Source organism: Mangrovimonas sp. sgz306409 (genome assembly GCF_059735265.1).
Window position 1 is genome coordinate 344,248 of the sequence record NZ_JCAPEU010000003.1, and the last position, 22,618, is coordinate 366,865.

The 22,618-nt window shown below is 38.4% G+C and carries 27 protein-coding genes and 1 other RNA gene; 12 read left to right on the top strand and 16 right to left on the bottom strand.

Going from position 1 to position 22,618, the window contains the following annotated elements; all coding sequences use genetic code 11:
- Nucleotides 1–108: 108 nt before the first annotated feature.
- From AC6I5C_RS07215 to AC6I5C_RS07255, 9 genes are all read left to right on the top strand, one after another.
- Nucleotides 109–1,512 carry an anthranilate synthase component I family protein gene (locus AC6I5C_RS07215; protein WP_497904583.1) on the top strand — a complete coding sequence of 468 codons (1,404 nt, stop codon included), beginning with the start codon at nucleotides 109–111 and terminating at the stop codon, nucleotides 1,510–1,512.
- Between the two features lie 39 nt (nucleotides 1,513–1,551).
- Nucleotides 1,552–2,118: an anthranilate synthase component II gene (locus AC6I5C_RS07220; RefSeq protein WP_076664100.1), complete on the top strand. Its 567-nt coding sequence runs from the start codon at nucleotides 1,552–1,554 to the stop codon at nucleotides 2,116–2,118.
- A 42-nt stretch (nucleotides 2,119–2,160) separates the two neighbouring features.
- Complete coding sequence (gene trpD / locus AC6I5C_RS07225) at nucleotides 2,161–3,153, top strand: anthranilate phosphoribosyltransferase (RefSeq protein WP_497904584.1); 993 nt, start codon at nucleotides 2,161–2,163, stop codon at nucleotides 3,151–3,153.
- 2 nt (nucleotides 3,154–3,155) lie between these two features.
- Nucleotides 3,156–3,941 carry an indole-3-glycerol phosphate synthase TrpC gene (gene trpC, locus AC6I5C_RS07230; RefSeq protein WP_497904585.1) on the top strand — a complete coding sequence of 262 codons (786 nt, stop codon included), beginning with the start codon at nucleotides 3,156–3,158 and terminating at the stop codon, nucleotides 3,939–3,941.
- Nucleotides 3,938–4,582, top strand: a complete 645-nt coding sequence (locus AC6I5C_RS07235) for a phosphoribosylanthranilate isomerase (RefSeq protein WP_497904586.1) — start codon at nucleotides 3,938–3,940, stop codon at nucleotides 4,580–4,582. The genes trpC and AC6I5C_RS07235 overlap by 4 nt, the downstream gene beginning before the upstream one ends.
- Nucleotides 4,563–5,744, top strand: coding sequence for a tryptophan synthase subunit beta (trpB, locus tag AC6I5C_RS07240; RefSeq protein ID WP_497904587.1), 1,182 nt, complete (start codon nucleotides 4,563–4,565; stop codon nucleotides 5,742–5,744). The genes AC6I5C_RS07235 and trpB overlap by 20 nt, the downstream gene beginning before the upstream one ends.
- Nucleotides 5,745–5,752: 8 nt before the next feature.
- On the top strand, nucleotides 5,753–6,517 hold the full coding sequence (gene trpA, locus AC6I5C_RS07245; RefSeq protein WP_497904680.1) for a tryptophan synthase subunit alpha: 765 nt from the start codon (nucleotides 5,753–5,755) through the stop codon (nucleotides 6,515–6,517).
- A 125-nt stretch (nucleotides 6,518–6,642) separates the two neighbouring features.
- A complete protein-coding gene (locus AC6I5C_RS07250; protein ID WP_497904588.1) occupies nucleotides 6,643–8,067 on the top strand; it encodes a hypothetical protein in 1,425 nt (474 codons plus the stop codon).
- A gap of 62 nt (nucleotides 8,068–8,129) precedes the next feature.
- Entirely contained in the window at nucleotides 8,130–8,480 is a 351-nt protein-coding gene (locus AC6I5C_RS07255) for a hypothetical protein (RefSeq protein WP_497904589.1), read from the top strand.
- 1 nt (nucleotide 8,481) lies between these two features.
- Here the strand turns inward: AC6I5C_RS07255 and AC6I5C_RS07260 are convergent, their stop codons facing one another.
- Entirely contained in the window at nucleotides 8,482–9,504 is a 1,023-nt protein-coding gene (locus AC6I5C_RS07260; RefSeq protein WP_497904590.1) for a hypothetical protein, read from the bottom strand.
- 136 nt (nucleotides 9,505–9,640) lie between these two features.
- Nucleotides 9,641–10,099 (bottom strand): RNA methyltransferase, encoded by a 459-nt coding sequence (locus AC6I5C_RS07265; RefSeq protein ID WP_497904591.1) that lies wholly within the window; start codon nucleotides 10,097–10,099, stop codon nucleotides 9,641–9,643.
- Nucleotides 10,100–10,424: 325 nt separating this feature from the next.
- Here AC6I5C_RS07265 and AC6I5C_RS07270 point away from each other — a divergent pair, with 325 nt between their 5' ends.
- The gene (locus tag AC6I5C_RS07270; RefSeq protein ID WP_497904592.1) at nucleotides 10,425–11,426 is read left to right on the top strand and encodes a T9SS type A sorting domain-containing protein; all 1,002 of its coding nucleotides are present in this window, start codon (nucleotides 10,425–10,427) and stop codon (nucleotides 11,424–11,426) included.
- A 79-nt stretch (nucleotides 11,427–11,505) separates the two neighbouring features.
- On the opposite strand, the gene AC6I5C_RS07275 is transcribed toward AC6I5C_RS07270, so the two are convergent.
- From AC6I5C_RS07275 to ssrA, 4 genes are all read right to left on the bottom strand, one after another.
- On the bottom strand, nucleotides 11,506–11,793 hold the full coding sequence (locus tag AC6I5C_RS07275; protein WP_497904593.1) for a hypothetical protein: 288 nt from the start codon (nucleotides 11,791–11,793) through the stop codon (nucleotides 11,506–11,508).
- A 165-nt stretch (nucleotides 11,794–11,958) separates the two neighbouring features.
- Complete coding sequence (locus AC6I5C_RS07280; protein WP_497904594.1) at nucleotides 11,959–12,822, bottom strand: outer membrane beta-barrel protein; 864 nt, start codon at nucleotides 12,820–12,822, stop codon at nucleotides 11,959–11,961.
- Between the two features lie 65 nt (nucleotides 12,823–12,887).
- Nucleotides 12,888–13,073 (bottom strand): hypothetical protein, encoded by a 186-nt coding sequence (locus tag AC6I5C_RS07285; RefSeq protein WP_497904595.1) that lies wholly within the window; start codon nucleotides 13,071–13,073, stop codon nucleotides 12,888–12,890.
- A 55-nt stretch (nucleotides 13,074–13,128) separates the two neighbouring features.
- Nucleotides 13,129–13,524: a transfer-messenger RNA gene (ssrA, locus tag AC6I5C_RS07290) on the bottom strand.
- Nucleotides 13,525–13,760: 236 nt separating this feature from the next.
- Between ssrA and AC6I5C_RS07295 the strand changes: the two genes are divergently transcribed.
- The gene (locus tag AC6I5C_RS07295; protein ID WP_497904596.1) at nucleotides 13,761–14,963 is read left to right on the top strand and encodes an NAD(P)-dependent oxidoreductase; all 1,203 of its coding nucleotides are present in this window, start codon (nucleotides 13,761–13,763) and stop codon (nucleotides 14,961–14,963) included.
- 156 nt (nucleotides 14,964–15,119) lie between these two features.
- A complete protein-coding gene (locus tag AC6I5C_RS07300; protein WP_307900006.1) occupies nucleotides 15,120–15,902 on the top strand; it encodes an SDR family NAD(P)-dependent oxidoreductase in 783 nt (260 codons plus the stop codon).
- Here AC6I5C_RS07300 and AC6I5C_RS07305 read toward each other — a convergent pair.
- The 10 genes from AC6I5C_RS07305 to AC6I5C_RS07350 form a co-directional block, all read right to left on the bottom strand.
- Nucleotides 15,899–16,558 (bottom strand): DUF1361 domain-containing protein, encoded by a 660-nt coding sequence (locus AC6I5C_RS07305; protein WP_497904597.1) that lies wholly within the window; start codon nucleotides 16,556–16,558, stop codon nucleotides 15,899–15,901. The two genes, AC6I5C_RS07300 and AC6I5C_RS07305, sit on opposite strands and share 4 nt — an antisense overlap.
- Nucleotides 16,551–16,928: a ribosomal maturation YjgA family protein gene (locus AC6I5C_RS07310; RefSeq protein ID WP_497904598.1), complete on the bottom strand. Its 378-nt coding sequence runs from the start codon at nucleotides 16,926–16,928 to the stop codon at nucleotides 16,551–16,553. The genes AC6I5C_RS07305 and AC6I5C_RS07310 overlap by 8 nt, the downstream gene beginning before the upstream one ends.
- Nucleotides 16,925–17,413 (bottom strand): Coq4 family protein, encoded by a 489-nt coding sequence (locus tag AC6I5C_RS07315; RefSeq protein ID WP_497904599.1) that lies wholly within the window; start codon nucleotides 17,411–17,413, stop codon nucleotides 16,925–16,927. The genes AC6I5C_RS07310 and AC6I5C_RS07315 overlap by 4 nt, the downstream gene beginning before the upstream one ends.
- A gap of 72 nt (nucleotides 17,414–17,485) precedes the next feature.
- Nucleotides 17,486–18,859: a cell envelope integrity protein CreD gene (gene creD / locus AC6I5C_RS07320; RefSeq protein WP_497904600.1), complete on the bottom strand. Its 1,374-nt coding sequence runs from the start codon at nucleotides 18,857–18,859 to the stop codon at nucleotides 17,486–17,488.
- 53 nt (nucleotides 18,860–18,912) lie between these two features.
- A complete protein-coding gene (locus AC6I5C_RS07325) occupies nucleotides 18,913–19,206 on the bottom strand; it encodes a winged helix-turn-helix domain-containing protein (protein WP_076664120.1) in 294 nt (97 codons plus the stop codon).
- A 3-nt stretch (nucleotides 19,207–19,209) separates the two neighbouring features.
- Nucleotides 19,210–19,818: a hypothetical protein gene (locus AC6I5C_RS07330; RefSeq protein ID WP_076664121.1), complete on the bottom strand. Its 609-nt coding sequence runs from the start codon at nucleotides 19,816–19,818 to the stop codon at nucleotides 19,210–19,212.
- Between the two features lie 134 nt (nucleotides 19,819–19,952).
- The gene (locus AC6I5C_RS07335; protein ID WP_053975788.1) at nucleotides 19,953–20,417 is read right to left on the bottom strand and encodes a GNAT family N-acetyltransferase; all 465 of its coding nucleotides are present in this window, start codon (nucleotides 20,415–20,417) and stop codon (nucleotides 19,953–19,955) included.
- A gap of 80 nt (nucleotides 20,418–20,497) precedes the next feature.
- The gene (locus AC6I5C_RS07340) at nucleotides 20,498–21,358 is read right to left on the bottom strand and encodes a hypothetical protein (RefSeq protein ID WP_497904601.1); all 861 of its coding nucleotides are present in this window, start codon (nucleotides 21,356–21,358) and stop codon (nucleotides 20,498–20,500) included.
- Between the two features lie 11 nt (nucleotides 21,359–21,369).
- Nucleotides 21,370–22,188, bottom strand: coding sequence for a 3-deoxy-8-phosphooctulonate synthase (gene kdsA / locus AC6I5C_RS07345; RefSeq protein WP_497904602.1), 819 nt, complete (start codon nucleotides 22,186–22,188; stop codon nucleotides 21,370–21,372).
- A 39-nt stretch (nucleotides 22,189–22,227) separates the two neighbouring features.
- Nucleotides 22,228–22,587 carry a hypothetical protein gene (locus AC6I5C_RS07350; protein ID WP_053975785.1) on the bottom strand — a complete coding sequence of 120 codons (360 nt, stop codon included), beginning with the start codon at nucleotides 22,585–22,587 and terminating at the stop codon, nucleotides 22,228–22,230.
- Nucleotides 22,588–22,618: the final 31 nt, after the last annotated feature.

The window sequence follows — 22,618 nt, forward strand, 5'->3', positions numbered from 1 at the left end:
CCCGAAATCAAATTTTCGTGAATTAGACCCTATTGTATATTTAAATTTCAATATAAAGGCTTGTCGTTCACGACAGGCCTTTTTTTATATCATGAATTATCCAACATTATGAAAACCTTTAGTCTCTATACCCATTACAAGAAAATCTTGGCAGATACCATTACACCAGTATCGGTGTATCTCAAAATACGAGATCAATATCCCAATAGTATTTTGTTAGAAAGTAGCGATTACCATACCAGCGACAATAGTTTTTCTTATATCTGCTGCAATCCTATTGCTACTTTTAAGGTTGAGAATAATGTGATAACCCACACCTTTCCTGACAGGAGTGTTTTGGTTAACAAAATCAAGCAGAACAATGAGGTGATAGAGAAGATTCATAAGTTCACCCATCGTTTCAAGGTGCATTCAAACAGGGAGTTCAAGTTTATCAATAATGGGGTATTTGGATATATGGGCTATGATGCAGTGCGATTTTTTGAAGATATCGAGATTTCCAAAAAAGACGATTGTTTGGGAATTCCTGATATTTTTTATGCGGTTTATCAAAATATTATTGCCATCAACCATTATAAAAATGAGGCCTATATTTTTGCCCACTGTTTCGAGGCTGAAAATAATATTGATGAAATCCATCAACTCATACAATCCAAAAACTATACTGTTTTCAATTTTTCCAAGGAAGGGGAACCAGCCTCCAATCTTTCCGACGAAGAATATATGGCCAATGTGGAACTGGCGAAACAGCATTGCGCTAGAGGAGATGTGTTTCAGTTGGTGCTGTCTAAAAAATTCTCCCAACATTTTAAGGGAGATGAATTCAATGTGTACAGGGCGTTAAGAAGTATCAATCCTTCACCATATCTGTTTTACTTCGATTATGGCGACTTTAAAATTTTTGGAAGTTCGCCCGAGGCACACTTGGTAGTTAAGGATGGTCGGACGGAAATTCATCCTATTGCAGGTACCTTTAAGCGCACTGGAAATGATGAAGAAGATGCTCAATTGGCAAAACAATTGGCCAATGATATAAAGGAAAACAGTGAGCATGTGATGCTTGTGGATTTGGCGAGAAATGATTTGAGTCGCCATGGTAGTGATGTTAAGGTGGAAACTTATAGGGAAATTCAATTTTTTTCACATGTCATCCATTTGGTAAGCAAGGTTATTGGAGAAAAGCACGCTTATACCCAAACCATGCAAATTGTGGCAGATACCTTTCCTGCAGGAACCCTTACGGGAGCCCCCAAACATATGGCTATGCAGTTGATTGAGAAATACGAAAAAACAAGCCGGGAATTTTACGGTGGTGCGATTGGGTTTATGGACTTTGATGGGAATTTTAACCATGCCATTATGATTCGCACTTTTGTGAGTAAGGATCATGTATTGCATTGGCAAGCGGGAGCAGGTTTGGTTTCTAAATCCGTTCCAGAAACCGAATTACAGGAAGTTTATAACAAGTTGGGGGCTTTAAACAAGGCGCTTGAACTTGCGGAAAATATATAGGAATTAAATAAGGATATTCAGAATTAACGAATAGAGAAAATGAAAAAGATTTTAGTCATCGACAATTACGACAGCTTTACCTATAATCTGGTCCATTATTTGGAAGACTTGGATTGTGAAGTAACGGTAATACGAAATGACCAACTTAGTTTGGAAGACGTGGAGCCTTTCGATAAAATATTGTTGTCTCCAGGACCGGGAATTCCTGATGAGGCAGGGTTATTAAAGCCAATCATCCAAAAGTACGCGCCTACCAAAAGTATTCTTGGGGTGTGCTTGGGGCAACAGGCCATTGGAGAAGTCTTTGGTGGAAGTTTAATCAATTTAGAAACCGTGTTTCATGGCGTGTCTACTCAAGTAACCATTTGTGTGGACAACGAACAACTTTTTGAAGGATTGGATAAAACCATAGAAGTAGGACGCTACCATTCTTGGGTGGTGGCTCCAGACTTGCCAGATAGTTTGGAAGCAACCTCTTATGACAGTAATGGGCAGGTGATGTCCTTACGGCATAAAGTGTACGATGTAAAAGGAGTGCAGTTCCATCCCGAATCTGTTTTGACACCTCAAGGAAAACAAATGTTGGAAAATTGGATCAAGGAATAGGTTTCAATATAAAAAACGAGTTCCAACAAAAGATTTAAACACATGAAAGAAATATTAAACAGACTTATCAATCAGGAGTATATTTCCAGTGAGGAAGCCAAAGAGGTTTTGGTAAATATTTCCAAAGGGGAATACAATAACAGCCAAATTGCCTCTTTTGTCACCATCTACATGATGCGCGGGATCACGGTGGAAGAATTGAAGGGATTTAGAGATGCTCTTTTGGAACTGTGCATACATGTGGATTTGGATGGTTATGATGCCATAGATTTATGTGGTACTGGTGGCGATGGTAAGCATACGTTTAATATTTCAACCTTGGCTTCTTTTGTAACGGCAGGAGCAGGGGTAAATGTAGCCAAGCATGGTAATTATGGAGTGTCTTCGGCGAGTGGCTCTTCCAATGTGTTGGAGCATTTGGGTATTAAATTCAGTAATAAAAGAAACTTTTTAAAACGGAGTTTGGACAAAACGGGCATTTGCATTTTGCATGCACCCTTGTTCCATCCTGCCATGAAAAATGTAGCGCCTATTAGGAAGGAATTGGGAGTAAAGACTTTTTTCAATATGCTAGGTCCCATGGTGAATCCTGCAAAACCTAAATACCAGGCGGTTGGGGTGTTTAATTTGGAATTACTGCGTTTGTACAGTTATTTATACGAAGGTTCCGATAAAACATACAGTATCATTCACGCATTGGATGGTTATGACGAAATTTCCTTAACGGGAACAGCCAAAGTGGTACAAAGGGATGCTGAATTTATGTTGACTCCGGAATCATTTGGGGTTCAGACCTTAACTTCAGAGTCTATTCACGGAGGTGGTTCTGTGGAATCTTCTGCGAAAATATTCATGCATATTTTGCAAGGTCAGGGCACCGAGGCACAAAACAGTGTGGTATGTGCCAATGCTGCTATGGCTATCGCGACGGTAAAGGGCACCGATTTGGAAACAAGTTATGGAATGGCCAAAGAATCCTTGGAAAGTGGCGAAGCCCTAAGGCGTTTTAATCTGTTGTGGGATTTAAGTCAGTAGCTATGGATATTTTACAACGAATTATCAAAGACAAAAGACAAGAAGTAAAATTCCGAAAAGGACTCATTCCTTTTTCTCAATTGGAGCAATCGGTATTGTTTGGTAGAGCTACGGTTTCCATGTGTGAACATCTGAAAAATAGCACTTCGGGCATTATTGCCGAGTATAAAAGGCGTTCGCCGTCTAAAGCAGTAATTAATCAAGATGCCAATGTGTTTGATGTGGCCAAAGGCTATGAAAAGGCAGGGGCTTGTGGCATGTCGGTGTTGACGGATGGAAAGTATTTTGGTGGCTCTTTAGACGATTTGCTTTTGGCTAGGGCCAGCTGCGGATTGCCATTGTTGCGAAAGGAATTCATAATAGATGAATACCAAATAGTGGAGGCCAAAGCTTACGGTGCGGATGTGATCTTGCTAATCGCTGCAGTATTGAGTAGGAATGAAATCAAACAATTTTCAGAATTGGCAAAAAGTTTAGGATTGGAAGTGTTGTTGGAAGTCCATAACCAAGAAGAGCTTCAAAAATCCCTAATGCCTAGTTTGGATCTATTGGGAGTTAACAATCGCAATCTAAAGACTTTTGAGGTGAGCCTGGAAATAAGTAAAGAACTAAGTGCACTAATTCCTGATGAATTTGTAAAGGTGTCGGAAAGTGGCATTAGCAGTTTGGAAGCCATCAAAACATTAAGGGACTATGGGTTTTCGGGTTTCTTGATGGGTGAAAACTTTATGAAAAACAAAAGTCCGGAAGAAACAGCCCTAGAATTTATAAAACAATTGAAACAATGAAACTGAAGGTATGTGGTATGAAGTATTCGGATAATATCAAGGCGGTAGCTGCTTTGAAACCGGATTATTTGGGGTTCATTTTCTATGAAGGCTCTAGTCGATTTTTTAAAGGAACCATTCCTGAAATTTCAGATGCTATTAAAAAGACGGGGGTGTTTGTAAATGCGTCCATTCAAGAGGTCATTAAAAAGGTAACTGATTACGGCTTGAAAGCAGTACAGTTGCATGGCGCGGAGTCGGTAACGTTTATAGATGGTTTGAAAAAGGAATTGAATAAGATATCCGATTCATCTGTGGAAATTATTAAAGTCTTCAGTGTAGATAGGAATTTCAATTTTGATAACATCAAACCTTTTGAAACCATGAGTGACTATTTTTTGTTTGATACCAAAGGAGATTTACCAGGAGGCAATGGGGAGCTATTCAATTGGAAAATTTTGGAGAGTTACCCCTCGACGAAACCTTATATTTTGAGTGGCGGTATAGGACCAACAGATGTGCCGATATTGAAGCGGTTTTTCAAATCTTCGGCAGCAAAATATTGTTATGCCATTGATGTAAACAGTAGGTTTGAAATTACGGCAGGACATAAGAATGTGAATGAACTAGAAAACTTTATAAATGAGCTACAACGTCAATAACAAAGGATATTATGGGGAGTTTGGAGGAGCTTTCATCCCAGAAATGCTCTATCCAAATGTAGAGGAACTACGGCAGAATTATTTAGAGGTAATGGCTGAACCCGAGTTTCAGACTGAATTTAATCAATTGCTCAAAGACTATGTGGGTAGACCTTCGCCATTATACTTTGCCAAGCGATTGTCTGAAGTGTATAACACCAGAATCTATTTGAAACGTGAAGACCTCAATCATACGGGCGCTCATAAAATCAATAATACCATTGGGCAGATTTTGATGGCCAAACGCTTGGGCAAAACCCGAATTATTGCCGAAACAGGTGCCGGACAACATGGTGTGGCAACGGCTACCGTATGTGCCTTGATGGGCTTGGAGTGTATTGTTTACATGGGAGAAATTGACATTGCCAGGCAAGCGCCTAATGTGGCCCGAATGAAAATGTTGGGTGCGACGGTGGTTCCTGCTTTGTCAGGAAGCAAGACTTTGAAAGATGCCACCAATGAAGCCATCAGGGATTGGATCAATAATCCTGTCAATACGCACTACATTATTGGAAGTGTGGTAGGGCCGCATCCATATCCAGATATGGTGTCGAGGTTCCAATCGGTGATTTCTGAAGAAATTAAAGAACAGTTACTGGCATATGAGCAAACCTCAACACCAGACTATGTGGTGGCCTGTGTGGGAGGTGGCAGTAACGCAGCCGGTGCTTACTATCATTTTTTAGAAGACACTTCTGTTAAATTGATTGCTGTGGAGGCGGCAGGTCATGGGATTGATTCCGGAGAAAGTGCAGCGACCTCGGTTTTGGGTAGAGTGGGGATTATCCATGGAAGTAAAACCCTATTAATGCAGACCAAGGATGGCCAGATTACAGAGCCTTATTCTATTTCTGCGGGCTTGGATTATCCTGGAGTAGGGCCCATGCATGCGCATTTGTTTGCTTCTGGGAGGGCCGAGTTTTTGGCAGCTACAGATACCGAAGCCATGACCGCTGGAATGAAATTGGCACAATTGGAAGGGATAATTCCTGCTATTGAGAGTGCACATGCTTTAGCAGTTTTTGAAAAGAAACAATTCAATCCCAATGATATTGTCGTGCTCTGTTTGTCAGGGAGGGGAGATAAGGATCTCGATACATACATCAATTATTTTAAGCTATAGAAGATATGATGAACCGCATTCAAACAAAGCTCAAAGAAGATAATAAGTTACTGTCCATTTATTTTACGGCAGGATTTCCTAACCTAGAGGATACAGCATCCATTATAAATGAATTGGAGCAAAGCGGAGTGGATATGATTGAAATTGGCTTACCATTTAGTGATCCTTTAGCGGATGGCCCGACCATTCAGGCTAGTTCTACTCGAGCTTTAAAAAATGGCATGACCACAGAGGTCTTGTTTCAGCAGCTTAAAAACATTCGGGAGACAGTTTCAATTCCATTATTGCTGATGGGCTATTTTAATCCAATCCTACAATATGGAGTCAAAGACTTTTGTAAAAAATGTCAGGAGGTTGGAATTGATGGACTAATCATTCCTGATTTACCTGTAGATGTTTATGTAGCAGACCATCAAAAAATGTTTGAAGCCCATGGCTTGCTGAATGTGTTTTTGATCACGCCTCAAACTTCTGAGGAACGTATAAAATTTATCGATTCTATTTCTAATGGGTTTATTTATATGGTGAGCAGTAGCAGTGTTACGGGGAGCCAAGAGGGATTTGGAGAGGAACAAACCAATTATTTTAAGCGAATTGCCAAAATGCAATTGCACAATGCTCAAATAGTAGGTTTTGGAATTTCCAACAAACAAACCTTTTCACAGGCAACAGCTTATGCCAAGGGAGCAATTATAGGGAGTGCTTTTATCAAACACTTACGGGAAAATGGGGAAGGAACTATAAAAGACTTTGTAAAGACAATTTTGGAATAAAGTTAAGGGAGGATAAGTTGACTGTGGATTTTTAAGTAGCTGTATTTCAGCTTCTGAAGTGCAAGTTTCAGCAAGAAAAGTAGTATTTTTATAATAGATTGTTGAATTTAAGTCCTTTGCAGTTAATGAAGCTAAAGTTACCACTATGCGTTTTTATGGTCTTAGGGTGTTCCTTGCAATTGCTCGCTCAAGAAACCAACTACAAGTTTGAAAATTACGGAAACCGTTCAGTGTTGCTCTTGGGTAATGTAACGGGAAGTGTAAACGATTTGGGGCTTACCTATTACAATCCTTCGCGTTTGGCATTGGCCAAAAACACTACCTTTACAATTAACGCCAAGGCATACGACTACAGCAGGATTCGGCTCAATAACAATGTGGGGCCAGAAGATGCGGCCATCCGTAGCAAAAATTTCGACGGAATTCCATCCATGGTAGCGGGAACTTTTAAGTTTAAGGGCGAACAATTTGCCTATTCTTCATTTTCTAAATTCCGAAACAGCATAGATCTTAATTACGATACCCCATTTAAGGAAGCAGATATTGTAGATATCGTTGAAGGGAATGAGATGTATTCTACACGGATAAAACTCAAAAACGCTGTAAAAGATGAGTGGGTCGGGATTACTTGGGCCAAATCGCTAAATGATCGTTTGAGTGTTGGGGTTAGTGGTTTTTTCTCGATTTATAGAAATTCCGGGGGAACCGCTTTGGGTAATACCGTAAAATATGGAGAAGACAAAGTGGCCTATTTTAATGAGGAAATCAATTATAGTCAGGAATCTTATGGTTTATTTTGGAAAATTGGTGCCAGCTATCGAGGTAAGGGTGTAGATTTTGGGATGACCATGTCTTTGCCATATTGGGAACTTCTCAGTAATAGCCGATACGGTTACAATAAGGTGATCTCAGGAGTTGGAACAGGAAGTGATCAATCGGTTATAGCCGGATTTAAAGATTTGGATGCCAAACGCAAGCAACCTTTTGGTTTGGCCGTGGGGGCTGGGATTCCTTTAGGAAAAAGCATGTTGCATTTGAATGTGGAATGGTTTAATGGTTTAAATTCCTACTCGCGTTTTTCTGTGCCGGAATTTGAAATTAGCGATACGGAAACATTATCTCCTGATTTCTATCAAGATTTAAAATCGGTGGTGAATTTTGGAGCTGGCGCAGAAATCTATGTTCGTCATAATTTAAATGCCTATGTCAGTTTCTCGACAGACTATTCTGCTGAAAAGGAAAGTTCCAATTTCTTTGATTTATCCAGTTCCCATGCTAGTTTGCTCAATATGGGAGACGATTTTTTACATATGGCAGCTGGGTTTGATTATTCCCTAAAATGGGGTCGAATCATATTGGGAGGTACATATGCCAATGGTTCTTCTGAATATACGACTTCTCTAAACTTGTTGGGTGAATTTTTGGGAGCCACCAACGAAACTTCAAAATTAGACTATACCAGATGGCGCTTTGTGGTTGGAATTGAAGTGCCGTTTTTTGACAACATCATTCCTATTAAAAAGGATGAAGAAAAAGAAGAGGAACCTTGATAGAATAGATATTTCTTTTTTAAGCCTCTGTTTATTGTAGTCCTTCAGTAAGAATTTTCAAAATGAAACAACTCTTGGTTTTGATAATACCTTGTTTATTGCTTTTGGGATGTAAAACCTCAAAAAGTATAGAAGAAATGAACCTTGCTCTTCAGGAAACTCTTTGGACTTATAGTGATTCAGATTGGACCTATCAAGTGCGGTTTGAGAAAAATGGCATGTTGGTAACCACCCATCCTAATGATACTTCCAAAGATAATGATACTTGGGAACAGCATGGTGAAGAGGTTATTTTGAAATTTAATGACGGCTTTTCAACATATACAGGAAAAATGATTTCTTCCAATGTCATTGAAGGAACGGCCAAAAGTAAATACGCTACTTGGAAATGGCGTATGGAACGAATCGAATAGATTAATCCAAATAATCCATTACCAATCGGTAGGCATTAGGAAAATTTAATAACTGCGCTTCCAAAATTTCAGGTGCCATCGAGGCATTAGTTGGGTATTGGCCATTTTTAGGCACCAAGCGTCGGTAGCCTTTACTGTACACATAAAGTTCCTTCCATTCACCTTTTTGCTTTTGGTCATTTTCAAAAGAGGTTATAGGAACATATATTGGTGGTCTAGTAACGGAAATTTCAGAGAGCGCTTCCCCAGATTTGTTCAGGATAAACAAATTGCAGCCTCCTGTCCCACAAAGCATGGGGTCCATTACGTAAAGCAGGTATTCATAGTCGCTTGGGTCGTGGTTAAGATCCACCATAGCTTCCAAGAATTTTAGTTGTTCCAAATCTTCTTCGGAATAGCCAAGGTTTTGGGAAGTCATCACTTTTTTTAGTCGGCTTCTATCGGTTGTATTTAAAAAGTGCTTTATAAAACCTTGTTGGTATTCTTTAAACAAGCCCTTGTATATTTCACAATTGATTCTAGGTAGGCTTGCTTCTTGGCCATCCGGAGTTTGATAGCCTAATAAAATATGGTCTTCTTTTATGACATAGGTTCTTTGTTCTCTGTAAGTTTCACCTTCAGCCAAATATTCCGCTGTAACATCAAATGCCTGCTTGTCTTTGTTCCAAACACCTTTTAGGTGTCCTTTGGCCTCATCTTTTCCAAAATAGGATACATAGAATTGACCAGTAACTTTTCCGTCATCATCCTTTTCAAGACGTATGAATTCATAATTGTATTCATTGGGATAGTTGACCGCTTTCGATTTTTCGGCGAAACAAAATAGATGTTCGTCAAATGCTTGTATTGTATCGACTTGCTTTGTTTGAACTTGTGAAAAGCCAGCTTTTTTAATTAAAGAATCACCTTCTTCAATTATTGGGTGCTCTTTATCGGATGTTTGAGATTGTTTACAGCTTTGTATAAAACATAAAAGGATAAAGGCCCAATTTAGAAGGTTGAGGTATGGTGTAATCTGTTTCATAATCCACAATATTACTAGGTTGGAACTGGGCTAAGGCTAAGTTGAACTAACGATTTTGAACGCTTAGGCTTAGTGAATATAAGTAATTTACATGGAATTGTAACAGAGGACGCTACATCAAAATGAACTCGTGGACTTAGGATCTCGGTTTGGCAATACCTCTGTCGTACATCACGATGCTTCCCGCAACGGAAACATTCACACTTAATTGTGAGTTGAACTTTACTAAGAAATGAGCCTTTTCAATAGCCTTTTTGGAAAGTCCGTGGTCTTCGGCCCCCAAAAGGTAGACACAGCGTCTAGGATGGTGGAAGGTTTCCAAAGGAACGGCATCTTCAGTAAGTTCTACACCCACCAAACGAGCACCTTTAGGCATATTATTGAAAAAATTCTCAAAAGTATCATAATGAAAATAGGGCATGGCCTTTACGGCATTGTGGGTGTCACAGGCCTGTTTGGCATAGCGGTTGCCAATGGTAAAGATAAAACTGGCCCCCATGTTTTGTGCCGAACGCCATAGCATGCCTAGGTTCTCTGGAGTTTTTCCGTTTTGGATTCCAATGCCAAAAAACTCATTTGTAAAGTTATCGTTCATAGGCTGCAAAAATAGGAAAAGAGAAGGATTTTGTAAAGGGAACATTCGGTTTTAGGACTTTATGAATTGTGTTCTCAAATTGTCAGTTTTTTGAATTTATGATTTTGCTTAAGAAGCTAGAAGTCTTCAATTTAATTTTTTGATTGAACCTTGAATAAGATGATTTTGAAATTAACCTATTGACTGTAAGTGTTTTGGTATGCTGACTCTTAGAATGGATATTTTTGGAGTATTTTTCTTATTTAAAAAGAAAAGGACTACAAATTGGAATCATTCAAAATAAGGGGTATGTTTGTTCAAATATTAATTTTTAAAGGAAATTTAAATGACAAAAAAATTACATTTAAGAGTGTTAACAGCACTAAGCTTAGGACTAATCTCTTTTTCGGGATTGGCGCAAACAACCAGCATTACCGATAGTGTTTTTGAACAAGCTCTTATTAATTTAGGTTATGATAATGTTATTGATGGTAGTGTTGCTACTGCCAGTATTAGCACCATTACAGAATTGGATATTGAAGGTCTTGGTATTACAAGTTTAGCCGGAATTGAAGATTTTACTGCTTTGGAAGAGTTACATGCTTCTGAAAATTTATTGACAAGTATTGATGTGTCCAATAATACAGCATTAACTGTTCTAGAGGTTAATGACAATGCACTAACAAGTTTAGATGTAACAGCCAACACAGCGTTAACTGAACTTTACAGCGAGGATAATACGTTTTCAACAATAGACTTAAGTGCTAATACTGCGCTTACACTTTTCGCTTCAGCTAGTTGTGGTATCGCTTCTATGGATTTGAGTAATAATACGGCTTTAGAAATATTGGATTTGGCAGATAATGCTCTTACAGAATTGGATTTAAGCGCGAATACTGCTTTGTTTCTAATAGAGCTTACAGAAAATGCTTTGGAGAGTTTAAATGTAGCTAATGGGAACAATGAAATTATTACCGAATTCTATATTGAAGAAAATCCAAGTTTGGAATGTGTACAAGTTGATGATGTAGACTTTAGTGAAGCCAACTGGGAAGATAAAGATGATCAAACAAGTTACAGCCTAGAGTGTAATGGTACTTTGGGAGTTGAGGATGTAATTTTCAGTGATAATGTTTCTGTATACCCTAATCCATTCGAAAATGAAATCCATATAGTGAGTGGTAATTCAGTAGAGATATTGGGCTTACACATAATGAATGTTGCAGGAAGCACCTTGTTGGTTACAAACCAAAATACCATAGATGTTTCTGCCTTGTCTACAGGAGTTTATTTCTTGAAAGTAGACACTAATAAAGGAACCATCACTAAGAAGATTATTAAAAAATAAATCTTTTAGGTAACGGCAATTGTATTCAAATGTCAAACCTAATAGGAAGCAAGGTCATTTACGGCCTTGCTTTTTTAGTTTAAATAAGCTTATAATCGCCTTCAAAAATATTGTTGGGGTAGCGGGCTTTCAATAATTCTGCAATATGTGGTGAAGCAAGGTTGTCCAAAACAATTTTCACATCCACACCTTCTTCAGGAATTACCAATACCATGTCCAACCGATTATTGTCATTGGCAGGTTCTAAGTTTTGCAGCACATGGCGAATACCAACCCTTAGAAAATTGAGGTTTTGACGGATAAGTAGTTCATCGGCAGCATCTTTTCTTCTGCCGCCAAGACGAAGCAGTTCAAATTTTACGTCCATAGTAAGTAGGTTAAATGGTAAGGTGAATTTCAATAATAATTATGGAATTTACAACACAATTTATGCGTCCTGTTACTATTTTATTTTCTTGCTCATTTTATAGCAAAAAAATACCCCCTGTAGATACAGAGGGTAAGAATTTGAAAAGAGTTTTTAAAAAACAACTTATTGTTTTTTAGACGATGTTTTAAAGGTATAGGTAATCCCAATGTTGATTCCAAAGGATGAATACGGCACCTTTTGCGCTAGTTTTCTAGAAGGATCAGTATTGTCGTTTGGCAACTCATCTACATAGGTAGTTTTTTTAGAGTATCCCGCCGGCAAGTTGTCCAAAGTATAGAATCCTTCGACGGCCACAGTACCATCAGGTAATACAATGTTGGTGTTGAATTCAACAAGTTCAGAGTCTTTACGCTTTAAGCTGATTCCGTAATATTCCGCCTCCGCAAACAAACTAATGTTAGGGCTTACGTCAAATTTATACCCTAAAGCTCCCACAAATCCCAATGGGAATTTTCCGTGGAAATCTTCAACATAATGGGTGTCTGAATAAGACCCTTCCGGAAGGTTTAAAGCGGTAGCTTCTGCAGCTGAGAATACTGATTTTTGATTCACAACAGCTTCAGTTTTTCCGCCAACTTTAATCAAGGCTCCAAAACGTCCGTAAATATTATTGCTAAATCTATAAACCATAGACAAAGAAGCTCCATAAGCACGGGCTCTGGCAATAGCGTCCAACTCTAGGTTTGGTAAATTAACCTCAGAAACGGTTTGGTCTGCTCCATGAAGGTATCCAAAACCTAAATCGGCTCCAAAGTGTTCGTTAAAGAAATAGGTCCCTCTTAATTGGAAATTCACACCTTCTCCGTAGCTTCCATAAGAGTTCTCGGTAGTAGTAGTGCTCACTTTTTCGCCTAACTTAATTTCAGCACTTCCAATAGCATACCCGCCACTGGCAGAAATTTGCAACTGTGCAAAAGACATACCGCTCAACAATAGGCCAACTACTGTAAATAGTTTTGTTTTCATATTTGTTTGGTAAAAATTTTTGCAAAGATACTACCATTAAACAGCTAGAGCAACAAACACGGGCTCTAGTTTCGGTTTTTATAGGCTTTTATAAGGGATCTATTATAGGCAATGGAGAAAATGACTATCAAAAATTTGTATTTGATAAACGGATTGTTTGGCCAAACATCTGTAAGAGCAATGATTACTAAGGCTAGGGTAATAATGGAAATAACAATTTCTAAAGGCCATAAAAGTTTGTTTATTTTCATAAATTTATCCATTAAAAAACAAACCCCCTGTAAAAACAGAGGGTCTGGGATGTTTTGGTGGAGTCGGAGAGAATCGAACTCTCGTCCAAACAAGTAACTAAAGAGCTTTCTTCACGCTTAGTCTTTTTTTGTGTTTTCGATTGCAACCTGGCTAAAGACAGCCTAGCGACAACTTATCTTTTTTAATTTCAAAAGCAGGTCAAAGCGCCCTACCTTCTATATTGACATTTACGATGCCTCAAAATGGAACGCCGTCAATCAAGGCTTTCCGGAGACATTTAGCTTGTACACCTTGTGTACCTAGGCAAATCTTACTATAATTCAGATTAAGCAGCTAAAGCGTAGTTATTCTCGCCGTTTAAAAGTTTGACCTAGCCTTTTACGTGTTTCAAAGTCATTACACGACGTGCTTACCGTTTAATTAATCTCGCTGTCAAAACCAGTCGACCCCAAGGTAATCATGTCACTTCTAGAGTTGGTCGAGAAGTGGGCGTTCCCCTTACGGGGCAGGCTTTCGCAACTCGCTTTTTTGGGCGCTTCTCCCAAAAAGAGCTCATACAAATTGCTCAATCCTTAACGCGGATGCAAAGTTATTAAAAAGTTTGTATAACCATACTATTCCACTTATTTTCGTGCAATCATTATACCAAAGCGGTATGTGTCAGTTACCTTAAATGCTTCATTGCTATGAAATTTGCCATCATCAAGGAGCGCAAATCACCACCGGATAGACGTGTGGTTTTTTCGCCCGAAACCCTAAAAACAGCGAGTCAGTTATTCCCTCAGGCCACTTTTAAAGTGGAAGCTTCCAATATTAGGGTGTTTCCAGATGAGGCATATCGCAGTCAAGGATTTGAGGTGGTTGACGATGTTAGCGATTGTGATGTATTGATTGGAGTAAAGGAAGTACCTGTAGACAACCTGATACCCAATAAATCCTATTTCTTCTTTTCACATACCATTAAAAAGCAACCTTACAACAGGGATTTGCTGCGTTCCATTTTGGAAAAGAACATCACGCTTTATGACCACGAAACCATTGTTAGGGAAAATGGCGCACGACTCATAGGTTTTGGACGTTATGCAGGCATTGTTGGGGCCTATAATGGATTTAGGGCTTGGGGCCTAAAACATGATGCTTGGAATTTACCTAAAGCCGAGACCTTGGCAGACCAACAGGCTTTGATAGCACAGCTTAATACCATTGCCTTACCGCCAATAAAAATTTTGCTTACAGGAAGTGGTAAGGTGGCAGGAGGTGCCAAGGAAATGTTGGATGCCATGAACATTAAACAGGTTGAGGTAGCGGCCTATTTAGAGCAAACTTTTGATAAACCTGTGTATTGTGTTATTGATGTATTGGATTATAACAAGCGCAAGGATGGACAAGTGATTGATAATTTGGACTTTTTCAATCATCCAGAAGCCTATGAATCCAACTTTATGCGCTTTGCCAAAGTCACCGATTTCTTTATTGCTGGACATTTCTATGGAGATGGCGCGCCTTATTTGTTTACTCGGAAGGATGCCAAATCCAAGGATTTCAATATTTCAGTAGTGGCCGATATTAGTTGCGATATCGATGGACCAGTGGCAACTACTATTAGGCCATCTACCATTGCAGAGCCAATTTATGGTTACGAACCACAAACCGAAATGGAAATCGATTATAAAGACCCTAAAGCTATCGCTGTCATGGCGGTAGATAATTTGCCTTGCGAATTGCCTAAAGATGCCAGCGAAGGTTTTGGAAGTTTGTTTTTGGAGTATGTGTTGCCTGCGTTTTTTAATGCCGATAAAGATGGTATCTTGCAGCGAGCAAAGGTGACTGAGAATGGTAAGTTAACCGAAAGGTTTGCTTATTTGCAGGACTATGTGGATGGGAAATAATTCTTTGTAAAAATAGAAGTATAAAATACGTCAGTTCGAGTGTTTTTTCGAAATGTAATGGAGAAAAAATGTATCGAGAACAAGTGTTCATCTAAATTGATCTTGGAGGTTAAAATAGTAACATGCATAACTGGCTAAAAATAGATTAAAGATATAATGGCTAAAACGGTATTGATAACAGGCGGAGCTTCAGGATTGGGATATGAATTGGCATTGCTGTTTGCAAAGGATACATATAATTTGGTGTTGGTAGATATCAATGCAGATAATTTAAAGCAGGCAAAAGAAACGTTGGAAAAGAAGTATAATGCCAATGTCCGCGTAATGCTGAAGGATTTGAGCCAAGTCAATATCTCTGAAGAAATTGTGGCTGAACTTGGAGATACTGCAATAGATGTGCTGGTAAACAATGCCGGTTTTGGATTGTTCGGTACTTTTGCCACAACCGATTGGGACCGTGAAGCCAAAATGTTGAACCTTCATGTGGTTACTACCACGCATTTAACCAAACTTATACTAAAAGGTATGGTGGCTCGAGGATCAGGGAAGATTTTAAACCTGTCCTCTTTAGCAGGTTTTCAACCAGGGCCTTTAATGTCATTATATTACGCTACCAAGGGGTACATTTTGTCTTTTTCAGAGGCCATTGCTAATGAGCTCAAGGGAACCGGAGTAACGGTTACGGCACTTTGTCCTGGCCCTACGAAAACGTCTTTTCAACAAGTGGTTTCAGAAGGAACTTCGGAGAATAAAATCACTTTTAATATGGCAACAGCCAAAGACGTTGCTGCCTATGGTTATAAAGCAATGAATAAAGGGAAATCTGTGGCCATTCCTGGTGGATTCAATAAGTTTTTGGCAACACTTCCACGTATCATGCCTAGAAAACTGGCCACCTCTATTGTTAGAAATATCCAAGAAAAAAACAGAGCCGACTAATTGGCATTTCTAATACTTTTAAAAAGCCAATAACCTATTCCTAAAAAGATCCCGAAGCTTATGGTAAAGGTCCATGCGCTGAGATGCTGATTGGGATGTGCAAGAATACTCCAAATATCATTGAAAATGGTAAGAGGATGTTGTAGCACTTCCCAAGAATTGAAGCGTAAATAGCGACCTAAGTACATTCCAAAACTAATAACAAAGAAAAGTGGCAACATTAAGAAGGAAATGGTCTTGCTTTGCCAATAACGTTTCATAATCAATTCTATATCCAATAAGGAAAGGAAAAACAGGAGTACTCCCGTTAACGCAAAAGAGCTTACTACCAATACATCCAACCACAGAATATCATGACTGCTATTTTTGAGGTGGAACAAATCCGTGATGATATATGGGGCATTGGGGACGAAGAGTAACCAAATGCCAAATCCTATAAGTGTGCCAAATTTGTTGAGTTGACTCAGACTTCTCATATAGGTGGAAATCGCAAAAGGCACTATGGCTAAAAATAGATTCCAGACCAAAAACAGAAAGTAAAAGGAGTAGGTGAGTTTCATCCGAACCATTAGGAGGATTATGCTTAAAGTGGCTGCCACTATGGGTAGCACTATAATCTTGAATCGAGAAAACAGCAAGTATTTAATATTATTCATTGGTAAGCAATTTAAATTCAACAATTATTACGGTAATAATGCCTAAGGAATATGCCATGAGATCGGTATAATTAAAAGTATTGCCTAGGATTAATTTGGCGAGTGCACTGTGTTCCAAGTTCAGCAATTTCAACAAGTGGAAGGCTTGCAATATTTCAATGATATAGGAAACTGCTAATACCAATATGGCTGTTGGAAAGATGGCTAGCTTTGTAAAACTTCTAACTAAACAGTACAGGAGGATTACAACTAAAAAATCTCCAAAGGTATGGCGGATGAAGCCAGTTTCTAGGTTGGTAGCAATGAGTGTTTCAACTGCAAATAGCAACAGCGTTAGGAAAAAGTATGATTTATGGAATGTTAGTGTCATATGTTTTTTATTGGTGAATGAGATCTAAGGAAAAATGCACCCTGTAAGATGGTTAAGTCTATATTCAGTAGCTTTTTGAAATCTAAGTTATGAAATGTATTGGCTTTTTTGCCAATGGTATAGGAATCTAAATAGTAGCCTAAATAATCTGGCAGAATTAGGGTGCCCAACAAAATGGCGCCGTACATATAGGGGCTTTGTTTGCCGTTGCCAAAGCTTAAATATTGTAAAGCTATTTCATCTTCTACGGTAATACCGTATCCTGTCAAAACATGGTAGCAATCGTGACGTTCCACTTTTGGAATCAATTCAAAACCGTGTTGGTTTAAAAATTCGCCCAAGTGTCTGCCGAAGGAAGCTTCAGGGAGTTGGAGGAGTTGATTTGTAGTAATGCCCCATGGTTCATGATGTTTGAAAATTCGTGTGTAGATAGTCTTTGATATTTCAAAGAGCCAATGGATAAGTTGTTTTCTGTATGTTTTCATTATGTGGTAGGTTTTAAAACTCCCGTCCCTTCAATGGGATGAAGGGAACAGGAGTTGTTTTTGGGGAAAAGATTATCCGTTATTCCAGTCAATTTTTCTGGATACAAACATGACGGTTGCCAAAATGATAAACAGTCCAATACTGCCAACCAAAAGCGCATAGTTTTCCAATTGAATGATGACATAGATGAAGGTGTAAAGCGCAGTAAGGCTCAATCCAATAAAAATTGGGAACTTAAAGGTTTTGAGTATGGATTTGGAGTACAGTGTTATAAGAGTTACCACCGAAATACCTGCTACCAAATAAGCCTTCAGGAAATTACTGTGTTCCGAAATGGACACTAACAAGGTGTAAAACATGGTGAGTGCCAAACCAATCATTAAATATTGAAATGGGTGTATATTAATTTTACTCATGGTTTGGATCAGGAAGAAAATGAGGAAGGTTAGCCCGATGACAAGGAAGCCATATTTGGCCGAGCGCTCACTTTTTTGGTATTCGTCAACCATGACGATAAACTTGGTGCCAAAGGCAAATTCCTGTAAATCTGGAACGTTATTAAGGTATTGTTGTGAAAAGGCCCTGTTGATATGCAGGATTTTCCAATCGGCTTCAAAACCTTCGTCTGTAATTGTTTTTGTTTCGTCGTTGGGAAGAAAATTGCCAATAAAACTGGGGTTGGCCCAATTGGAGGTCATATGCATGCTTGTTGTTTTTCCAATTGGAATGAGCTGAATGTTCTGGCTTCCGTTAAAGGTCATGTGGAAACTGAAATTGGTATTGGCAGATTTTGGGACATCCGTTTCTTTTAAAAATCCAGACTCCAATTCATCCAGTTCCGTGCTATTTCTAGAATTGGATTTAAAGTTGGTTTCGAAAGAATAGATGCTGTCGTTCAATTTTAAAGACATTTCATTTTTAATACCCTTTAAGTTGGACGTTTTAATAAGAATTGTGGCTTTGTTCCACAAGATGTCCTCATCCTTGATGTCTTTTATTTTAAGGTTGGGGATTGGAAAATTTCCGTTGAAATCCATATTAGCAGTGTAGACGGCCGATTCATAATTGTTTCGGTTCAAAGATTTAGAATCGACATCTACATCAGATTTTAGGGATTCAGGAAAGATATAGGCATATTTTATTTCTGAAGTCGTTTCGGTAAAATAGGTTTTTGTTTGTTCATTGAAAGTTTTTGTTTCCGAATAGGTTTTATAGGGGAGTTTTAAAATTGGGCCGTAAATCATCACGTGGTTTCCCCATTTGTCATTGATTTCGTTGACTACATCCTGTTGCCGCATGGAGCGTTCAAAAATGAGGCTTTCAATAAATGAAAGGGGAATCAATAAAATCAATACCAAGAAGCCTACCATGAGCATGCGTGCTGTAATGGAGGTTTTTAGCCAATTGCCAAATTTGTTCGGTTGAAGTTTTTGTAGTTGTTCCATGGTTGAGTATTTAAAGTACTTTGAAATTCAAAGTAAGTTGATAAAAAAATATGTTATTGTTTATTGATCAATTTTTCAAGGGCTTCGATGTGCTTTTGAAATTCGGCTCTGCCAAGTTTTGTCACCGAATAGCGTGTGTTAGGTTTTCTTCCTATAAATTGCTTTTCCACCTTTATGTATTCTGCCTTTTCCAGAGCCTTGGTATGGCTGGCAAGATTCCCGTCCGTAGCACCGAGAAGTTCTTTTAAGGTATTGAAATCGGCGTATTCGTTGACCATTAAAATGGACATAATGCCCAGCCTAATTCTATGGTCAAAGACCTTATTTATGTTGTTGATAATGCTCAAAACCTATGCTCTGTCATATTTAAAATGCATCCAAGTACCGTAAATGATGTGCATAAGGCCAAAGCCAATGACCCACAACCAAAAACCATAACCAGGATATAGGGCGCAAATTAAGCCTAAAATTATTTCGGCGAAACCTAAATAGCGAATATCTCCTATACTATATTTGGAAGCATTGATTAATGCCAGTCCATAAAAAATAAGCATTAGAGCACCAGTTTGACCATATTTTTGTTGACCCAAAATTATCAAGATGTAGATACCGCCTACTACCAGAGGAATCAAAAAATTTATGACCAATCTTTTGGAAGCGCCATCCCATATTTTTTCACCTGCTTTTTTAGCTTTTCTTGTGGTTAGGATCACACCTGTAACCGCACTTAAAAAGGCAATCAGGAACAAATCTAACATCACCAATTTGAAAATCATTCCATCCAATATTAGATATTCCCTATCGGAATTGGCAACGAGCCAATAGGCAACACTGGCTCCAATTAGGGCGTAAATACCAGCGAGAATTCCAGAGAGGCCACTTAATGAAATAAATCGCGAGGATTTGTTCATTAGGTTTTTAATTTCGGTAATGTCTTTTAGATAATCTTTTGATTCCATGTAAAAGTACTTTGAAAAACAAAGTAAATAAATTTATTTCAATTTTGAACTATGTTTTTTTGAAAAAAAATCTAGAGGTTTAAGAAATGAAAGATTATAGTAATAGACCTAAGTAGAGATCAATGATCAAAAGCTTATAAAGCTTTACTCACCAAATAGTTTTGGAACACGATGCCTTTAAAAGGTTTCTTCTGTTTTTTGATGACATCAAAATAATGGTTCTCGAAAAAGGGGAGTGCTGTTTTGCTAACATCTGAGCGCATCTCTTCAAAGCCTTCTCCAATGGCATAAGATTCCATAACTCTTAAAAGTTTGGAGGCTATGCCTTGGCGCTGGTAATCTTTGTGTACAAAAAGGCCGTCTAGATAATTACCGTTTTTAAGGTAGGCAAAGCCTGTGATGGTGTCATTCTGTTCGGCAACAATGAAATAAAGGGACTCAATGCGTTCTTCCCATTTTTCGATATCATTGGCACCTGAAGCCCAAACTTCTATCTGTTTTTCAGAATAGTCCTTACTGTTAACATTCTGGATGGTATCCCTAAAAAGTGCTGTAATAAACGGAATGTCTTCTTTGGTAGCTTCTCTAATTTGAATCATGATCTTTTGTTTGGCTTAAGAGTTACAAAATTATAACAATTCTTGTAAATCAATAAAATGTGAAGTGGGAGGTTCGGAACCTAAACTCTGAAAATCCCACCAACAGCTATAATGTTTTGCAAGAAGAAAAAGTGCTGGGAGGCACTTTCCTTCACATTGCTTGTAGTTCTAATATCTGGCATATTAATATAGCCCCCTTTTACGTCTGTTTGAATGAAAAAGTATTTAAAGAACGTAAAGTTGATACCTGCGTTTACTGAAAAACCATATCCCGATATATGAAATTCATCATAACGGTCTTTGTTCAATAATGTGGTATTGGTTTTAGGGTATAGAACACCGCCGCCTATGCCTTCCATCAAGTTGATTTGGAATTTATCGGTATTTGGAAGATGAAAAATAGATGAAATATCATCAGATCTACCAACTTCAACATACACATAATTCAATCCGTTGGTATGTTCAAATTTTAAAAAGTCGGCAGACACCAAAAATTCTTCATTATCATAAATCCCGTTGTACTGTGAGCCTTCCTCAGAAGCCGGTAAATTGATATATCCATCAACTGTTCTGGTTTTGTCACGTTCCATAACGTATTTCATATGGTCCACACCTATGGAAACATAATAATGGTCGGAAACAAAATAGCCCAATTTGGCATTTGTTTGCGGAATGGTGATGCGTGTAGGGTTGATGTAATCGATATGCCAGCCTTTTGGTTTGTCGTGGGCCGTGGCATCCTTTATCGTGAAATTGTAGTTTTCACCTTTAAAATGAATGTCTGATTTTGAATAGACTTCCCTGTTGCCTCCCCAACTAAAAAAGAGCTTCCCTTTTTGGGAAGCTGTGTATTTAATGGTATCTGCAGTTTGTGCTTGGGCTACTGTAGAGCACAAAGCAACAAGTACCCCCAATAATGAAGGAATTGTGCGTATTCTCATTAATCGGGACCTTATAAAGAGTTAATTGTTTTTCTGATTGCGACAAGGTTTGTAAGAAGGTTTTCCAAGTTGTCCAAATGCAACATATTGGCTCCATCACTTTTTGCGTTAGCGGGGTCAAAGTGTGTTTCAATAAATAAACCGTCAACGTTGTTTACAACTCCAGCACGGGCAATGGTTTCAATCATATCTGGTCTTCCACCTGTTACACCAGCCGTTTGGTTGGGTTGTTGCAGGGAATGCGTTACGTCCAACACCACAGGAGCGTATTGCTTCATGGTTGGGATGCCCCTAAAGTCAACAATCATGTCTTGATAGCCAAACATAGTACCTCGATCGGTTATCCAAGCTTTGTCACTTCCAGAATCCATAACTTTTTGCACTGCATGTTTCATGGCTTCAGGACTCATGAACTGTCCTTTTTTAAGGTTGACCACCTTGCCAGTTTCAGCAGCAGCAACTACTAAATCAGTTTGTCTTACCAAAAAAGCAGGAATTTGAAGCACGTCTACATATTCGGCAGCTTTGGTAGCATCTGAAATCTCGTGAATGTCGGTTACGGTTGGGATGTCAAATTCTTTGGAAACTTTTTGTAAAATCTTAAGCGCTTTTTCATCTCCAATACCCGTGAAACTATCAATTCTACTTCTGTTGGCCTTTTTGAAACTTCCTTTAAACACATAAGGAATTTCCAATTTGTTGGTAATGCCAACCACTTTTTCTGCAATACGCATTGCCATGTCTTCGCCTTCAATGGCACATGGACCAGCCAATAAGAAGAAATTGTTTGAATTGGTGTGTTTTATCTTAGGGACATCGCTGAGTTTCATCTGCTTGATTTTTCTAAATTAAGCCGCAAAGATACATATTTAAAAGCTTTTTTTAATACTGTTTCGTATCATCCAAAGAGACATGATAAAATTGGCAAAAACAAAGAGTCCGCTATAAAGCACAAATCTTTTTATGAAACCTGAAAATTGAATGATATTGAGTGCATCTGAGAGATAGGCCCAAATCATATAAGAGGACAGGCATACAAAGGTAATTCCCAATGAAAAGTTGAGTTGTTTACTTGGCTTTATGAGCTGCCATACAAAGGGTAAGGCGAAGATTAAAATAGGGTAGGCCTCAATGCCTAGATGTCTATTAACGTCTGTAAACCAAAATGCAATCACAGATAGAAAATATAGGTAGGGGATGAATTTCGAATATTTTTGAATTAGGTTCATTTTTGACTAAAATGTGAATTGTTTCTTGATG

What these genes read in the sequence shown, in the direction of transcription:
- AC6I5C_RS07295 (WP_497904596.1), top strand. Translation starts at nt 13,761, where the DNA reads ATGAAATTTGCCATCATCAAGGAGCGCAAATCACCACCGGATAGACGT.
- AC6I5C_RS07235 (WP_497904586.1), top strand. Translation starts at nt 3,938, where the DNA reads ATGAAACTGAAGGTATGTGGTATGAAGTATTCGGATAATATCAAGGCG.
- AC6I5C_RS07330 (WP_076664121.1), bottom strand. Translation starts at nt 19,818, where the DNA reads ATGGAATCAAAAGATTATCTAAAAGACATTACCGAAATTAAAAACCTA.
- AC6I5C_RS07260 (WP_497904590.1), bottom strand. Translation starts at nt 9,504, where the DNA reads ATGAAACAGATTACACCATACCTCAACCTTCTAAATTGGGCCTTTATC.
- AC6I5C_RS07300 (WP_307900006.1), top strand. Translation starts at nt 15,120, where the DNA reads ATGGCTAAAACGGTATTGATAACAGGCGGAGCTTCAGGATTGGGATAT.
- AC6I5C_RS07215 (WP_497904583.1), top strand. Translation starts at nt 109, where the DNA reads ATGAAAACCTTTAGTCTCTATACCCATTACAAGAAAATCTTGGCAGAT.
- AC6I5C_RS07305 (WP_497904597.1), bottom strand. Translation starts at nt 16,558, where the DNA reads ATGAATAATATTAAATACTTGCTGTTTTCTCGATTCAAGATTATAGTG.
- AC6I5C_RS07280 (WP_497904594.1), bottom strand. Translation starts at nt 12,822, where the DNA reads ATGAAAACAAAACTATTTACAGTAGTTGGCCTATTGTTGAGCGGTATG.
- AC6I5C_RS07275 (WP_497904593.1), bottom strand. Translation starts at nt 11,793, where the DNA reads ATGGACGTAAAATTTGAACTGCTTCGTCTTGGCGGCAGAAGAAAAGAT.
- kdsA (WP_497904602.1), bottom strand. Translation starts at nt 22,188, where the DNA reads ATGAAACTCAGCGATGTCCCTAAGATAAAACACACCAATTCAAACAAT.
- AC6I5C_RS07285 (WP_497904595.1), bottom strand. Translation starts at nt 13,073, where the DNA reads ATGAAAATAAACAAACTTTTATGGCCTTTAGAAATTGTTATTTCCATT.
- AC6I5C_RS07340 (WP_497904601.1), bottom strand. Translation starts at nt 21,358, where the DNA reads ATGAGAATACGCACAATTCCTTCATTATTGGGGGTACTTGTTGCTTTG.
- trpD (WP_497904584.1), top strand. Translation starts at nt 2,161, where the DNA reads ATGAAAGAAATATTAAACAGACTTATCAATCAGGAGTATATTTCCAGT.
- trpB (WP_497904587.1), top strand. Translation starts at nt 4,563, where the DNA reads ATGAGCTACAACGTCAATAACAAAGGATATTATGGGGAGTTTGGAGGA.
- trpA (WP_497904680.1), top strand. Translation starts at nt 5,753, where the DNA reads ATGAACCGCATTCAAACAAAGCTCAAAGAAGATAATAAGTTACTGTCC.
- AC6I5C_RS07270 (WP_497904592.1), top strand. Translation starts at nt 10,425, where the DNA reads ATGACAAAAAAATTACATTTAAGAGTGTTAACAGCACTAAGCTTAGGA.
- trpC (WP_497904585.1), top strand. Translation starts at nt 3,156, where the DNA reads ATGGATATTTTACAACGAATTATCAAAGACAAAAGACAAGAAGTAAAA.
- AC6I5C_RS07220 (WP_076664100.1), top strand. Translation starts at nt 1,552, where the DNA reads ATGAAAAAGATTTTAGTCATCGACAATTACGACAGCTTTACCTATAAT.
- AC6I5C_RS07255 (WP_497904589.1), top strand. Translation starts at nt 8,130, where the DNA reads ATGAAACAACTCTTGGTTTTGATAATACCTTGTTTATTGCTTTTGGGA.
- creD (WP_497904600.1), bottom strand. Translation starts at nt 18,859, where the DNA reads ATGGAACAACTACAAAAACTTCAACCGAACAAATTTGGCAATTGGCTA.
- AC6I5C_RS07265 (WP_497904591.1), bottom strand. Translation starts at nt 10,099, where the DNA reads ATGAACGATAACTTTACAAATGAGTTTTTTGGCATTGGAATCCAAAAC.
- AC6I5C_RS07350 (WP_053975785.1), bottom strand. Translation starts at nt 22,587, where the DNA reads ATGAACCTAATTCAAAAATATTCGAAATTCATCCCCTACCTATATTTT.
- AC6I5C_RS07310 (WP_497904598.1), bottom strand. Translation starts at nt 16,928, where the DNA reads ATGACACTAACATTCCATAAATCATACTTTTTCCTAACGCTGTTGCTA.
- AC6I5C_RS07250 (WP_497904588.1), top strand. Translation starts at nt 6,643, where the DNA reads ATGAAGCTAAAGTTACCACTATGCGTTTTTATGGTCTTAGGGTGTTCC.
- AC6I5C_RS07315 (WP_497904599.1), bottom strand. Translation starts at nt 17,413, where the DNA reads ATGAAAACATACAGAAAACAACTTATCCATTGGCTCTTTGAAATATCA.
- AC6I5C_RS07335 (WP_053975788.1), bottom strand. Translation starts at nt 20,417, where the DNA reads ATGATTCAAATTAGAGAAGCTACCAAAGAAGACATTCCGTTTATTACA.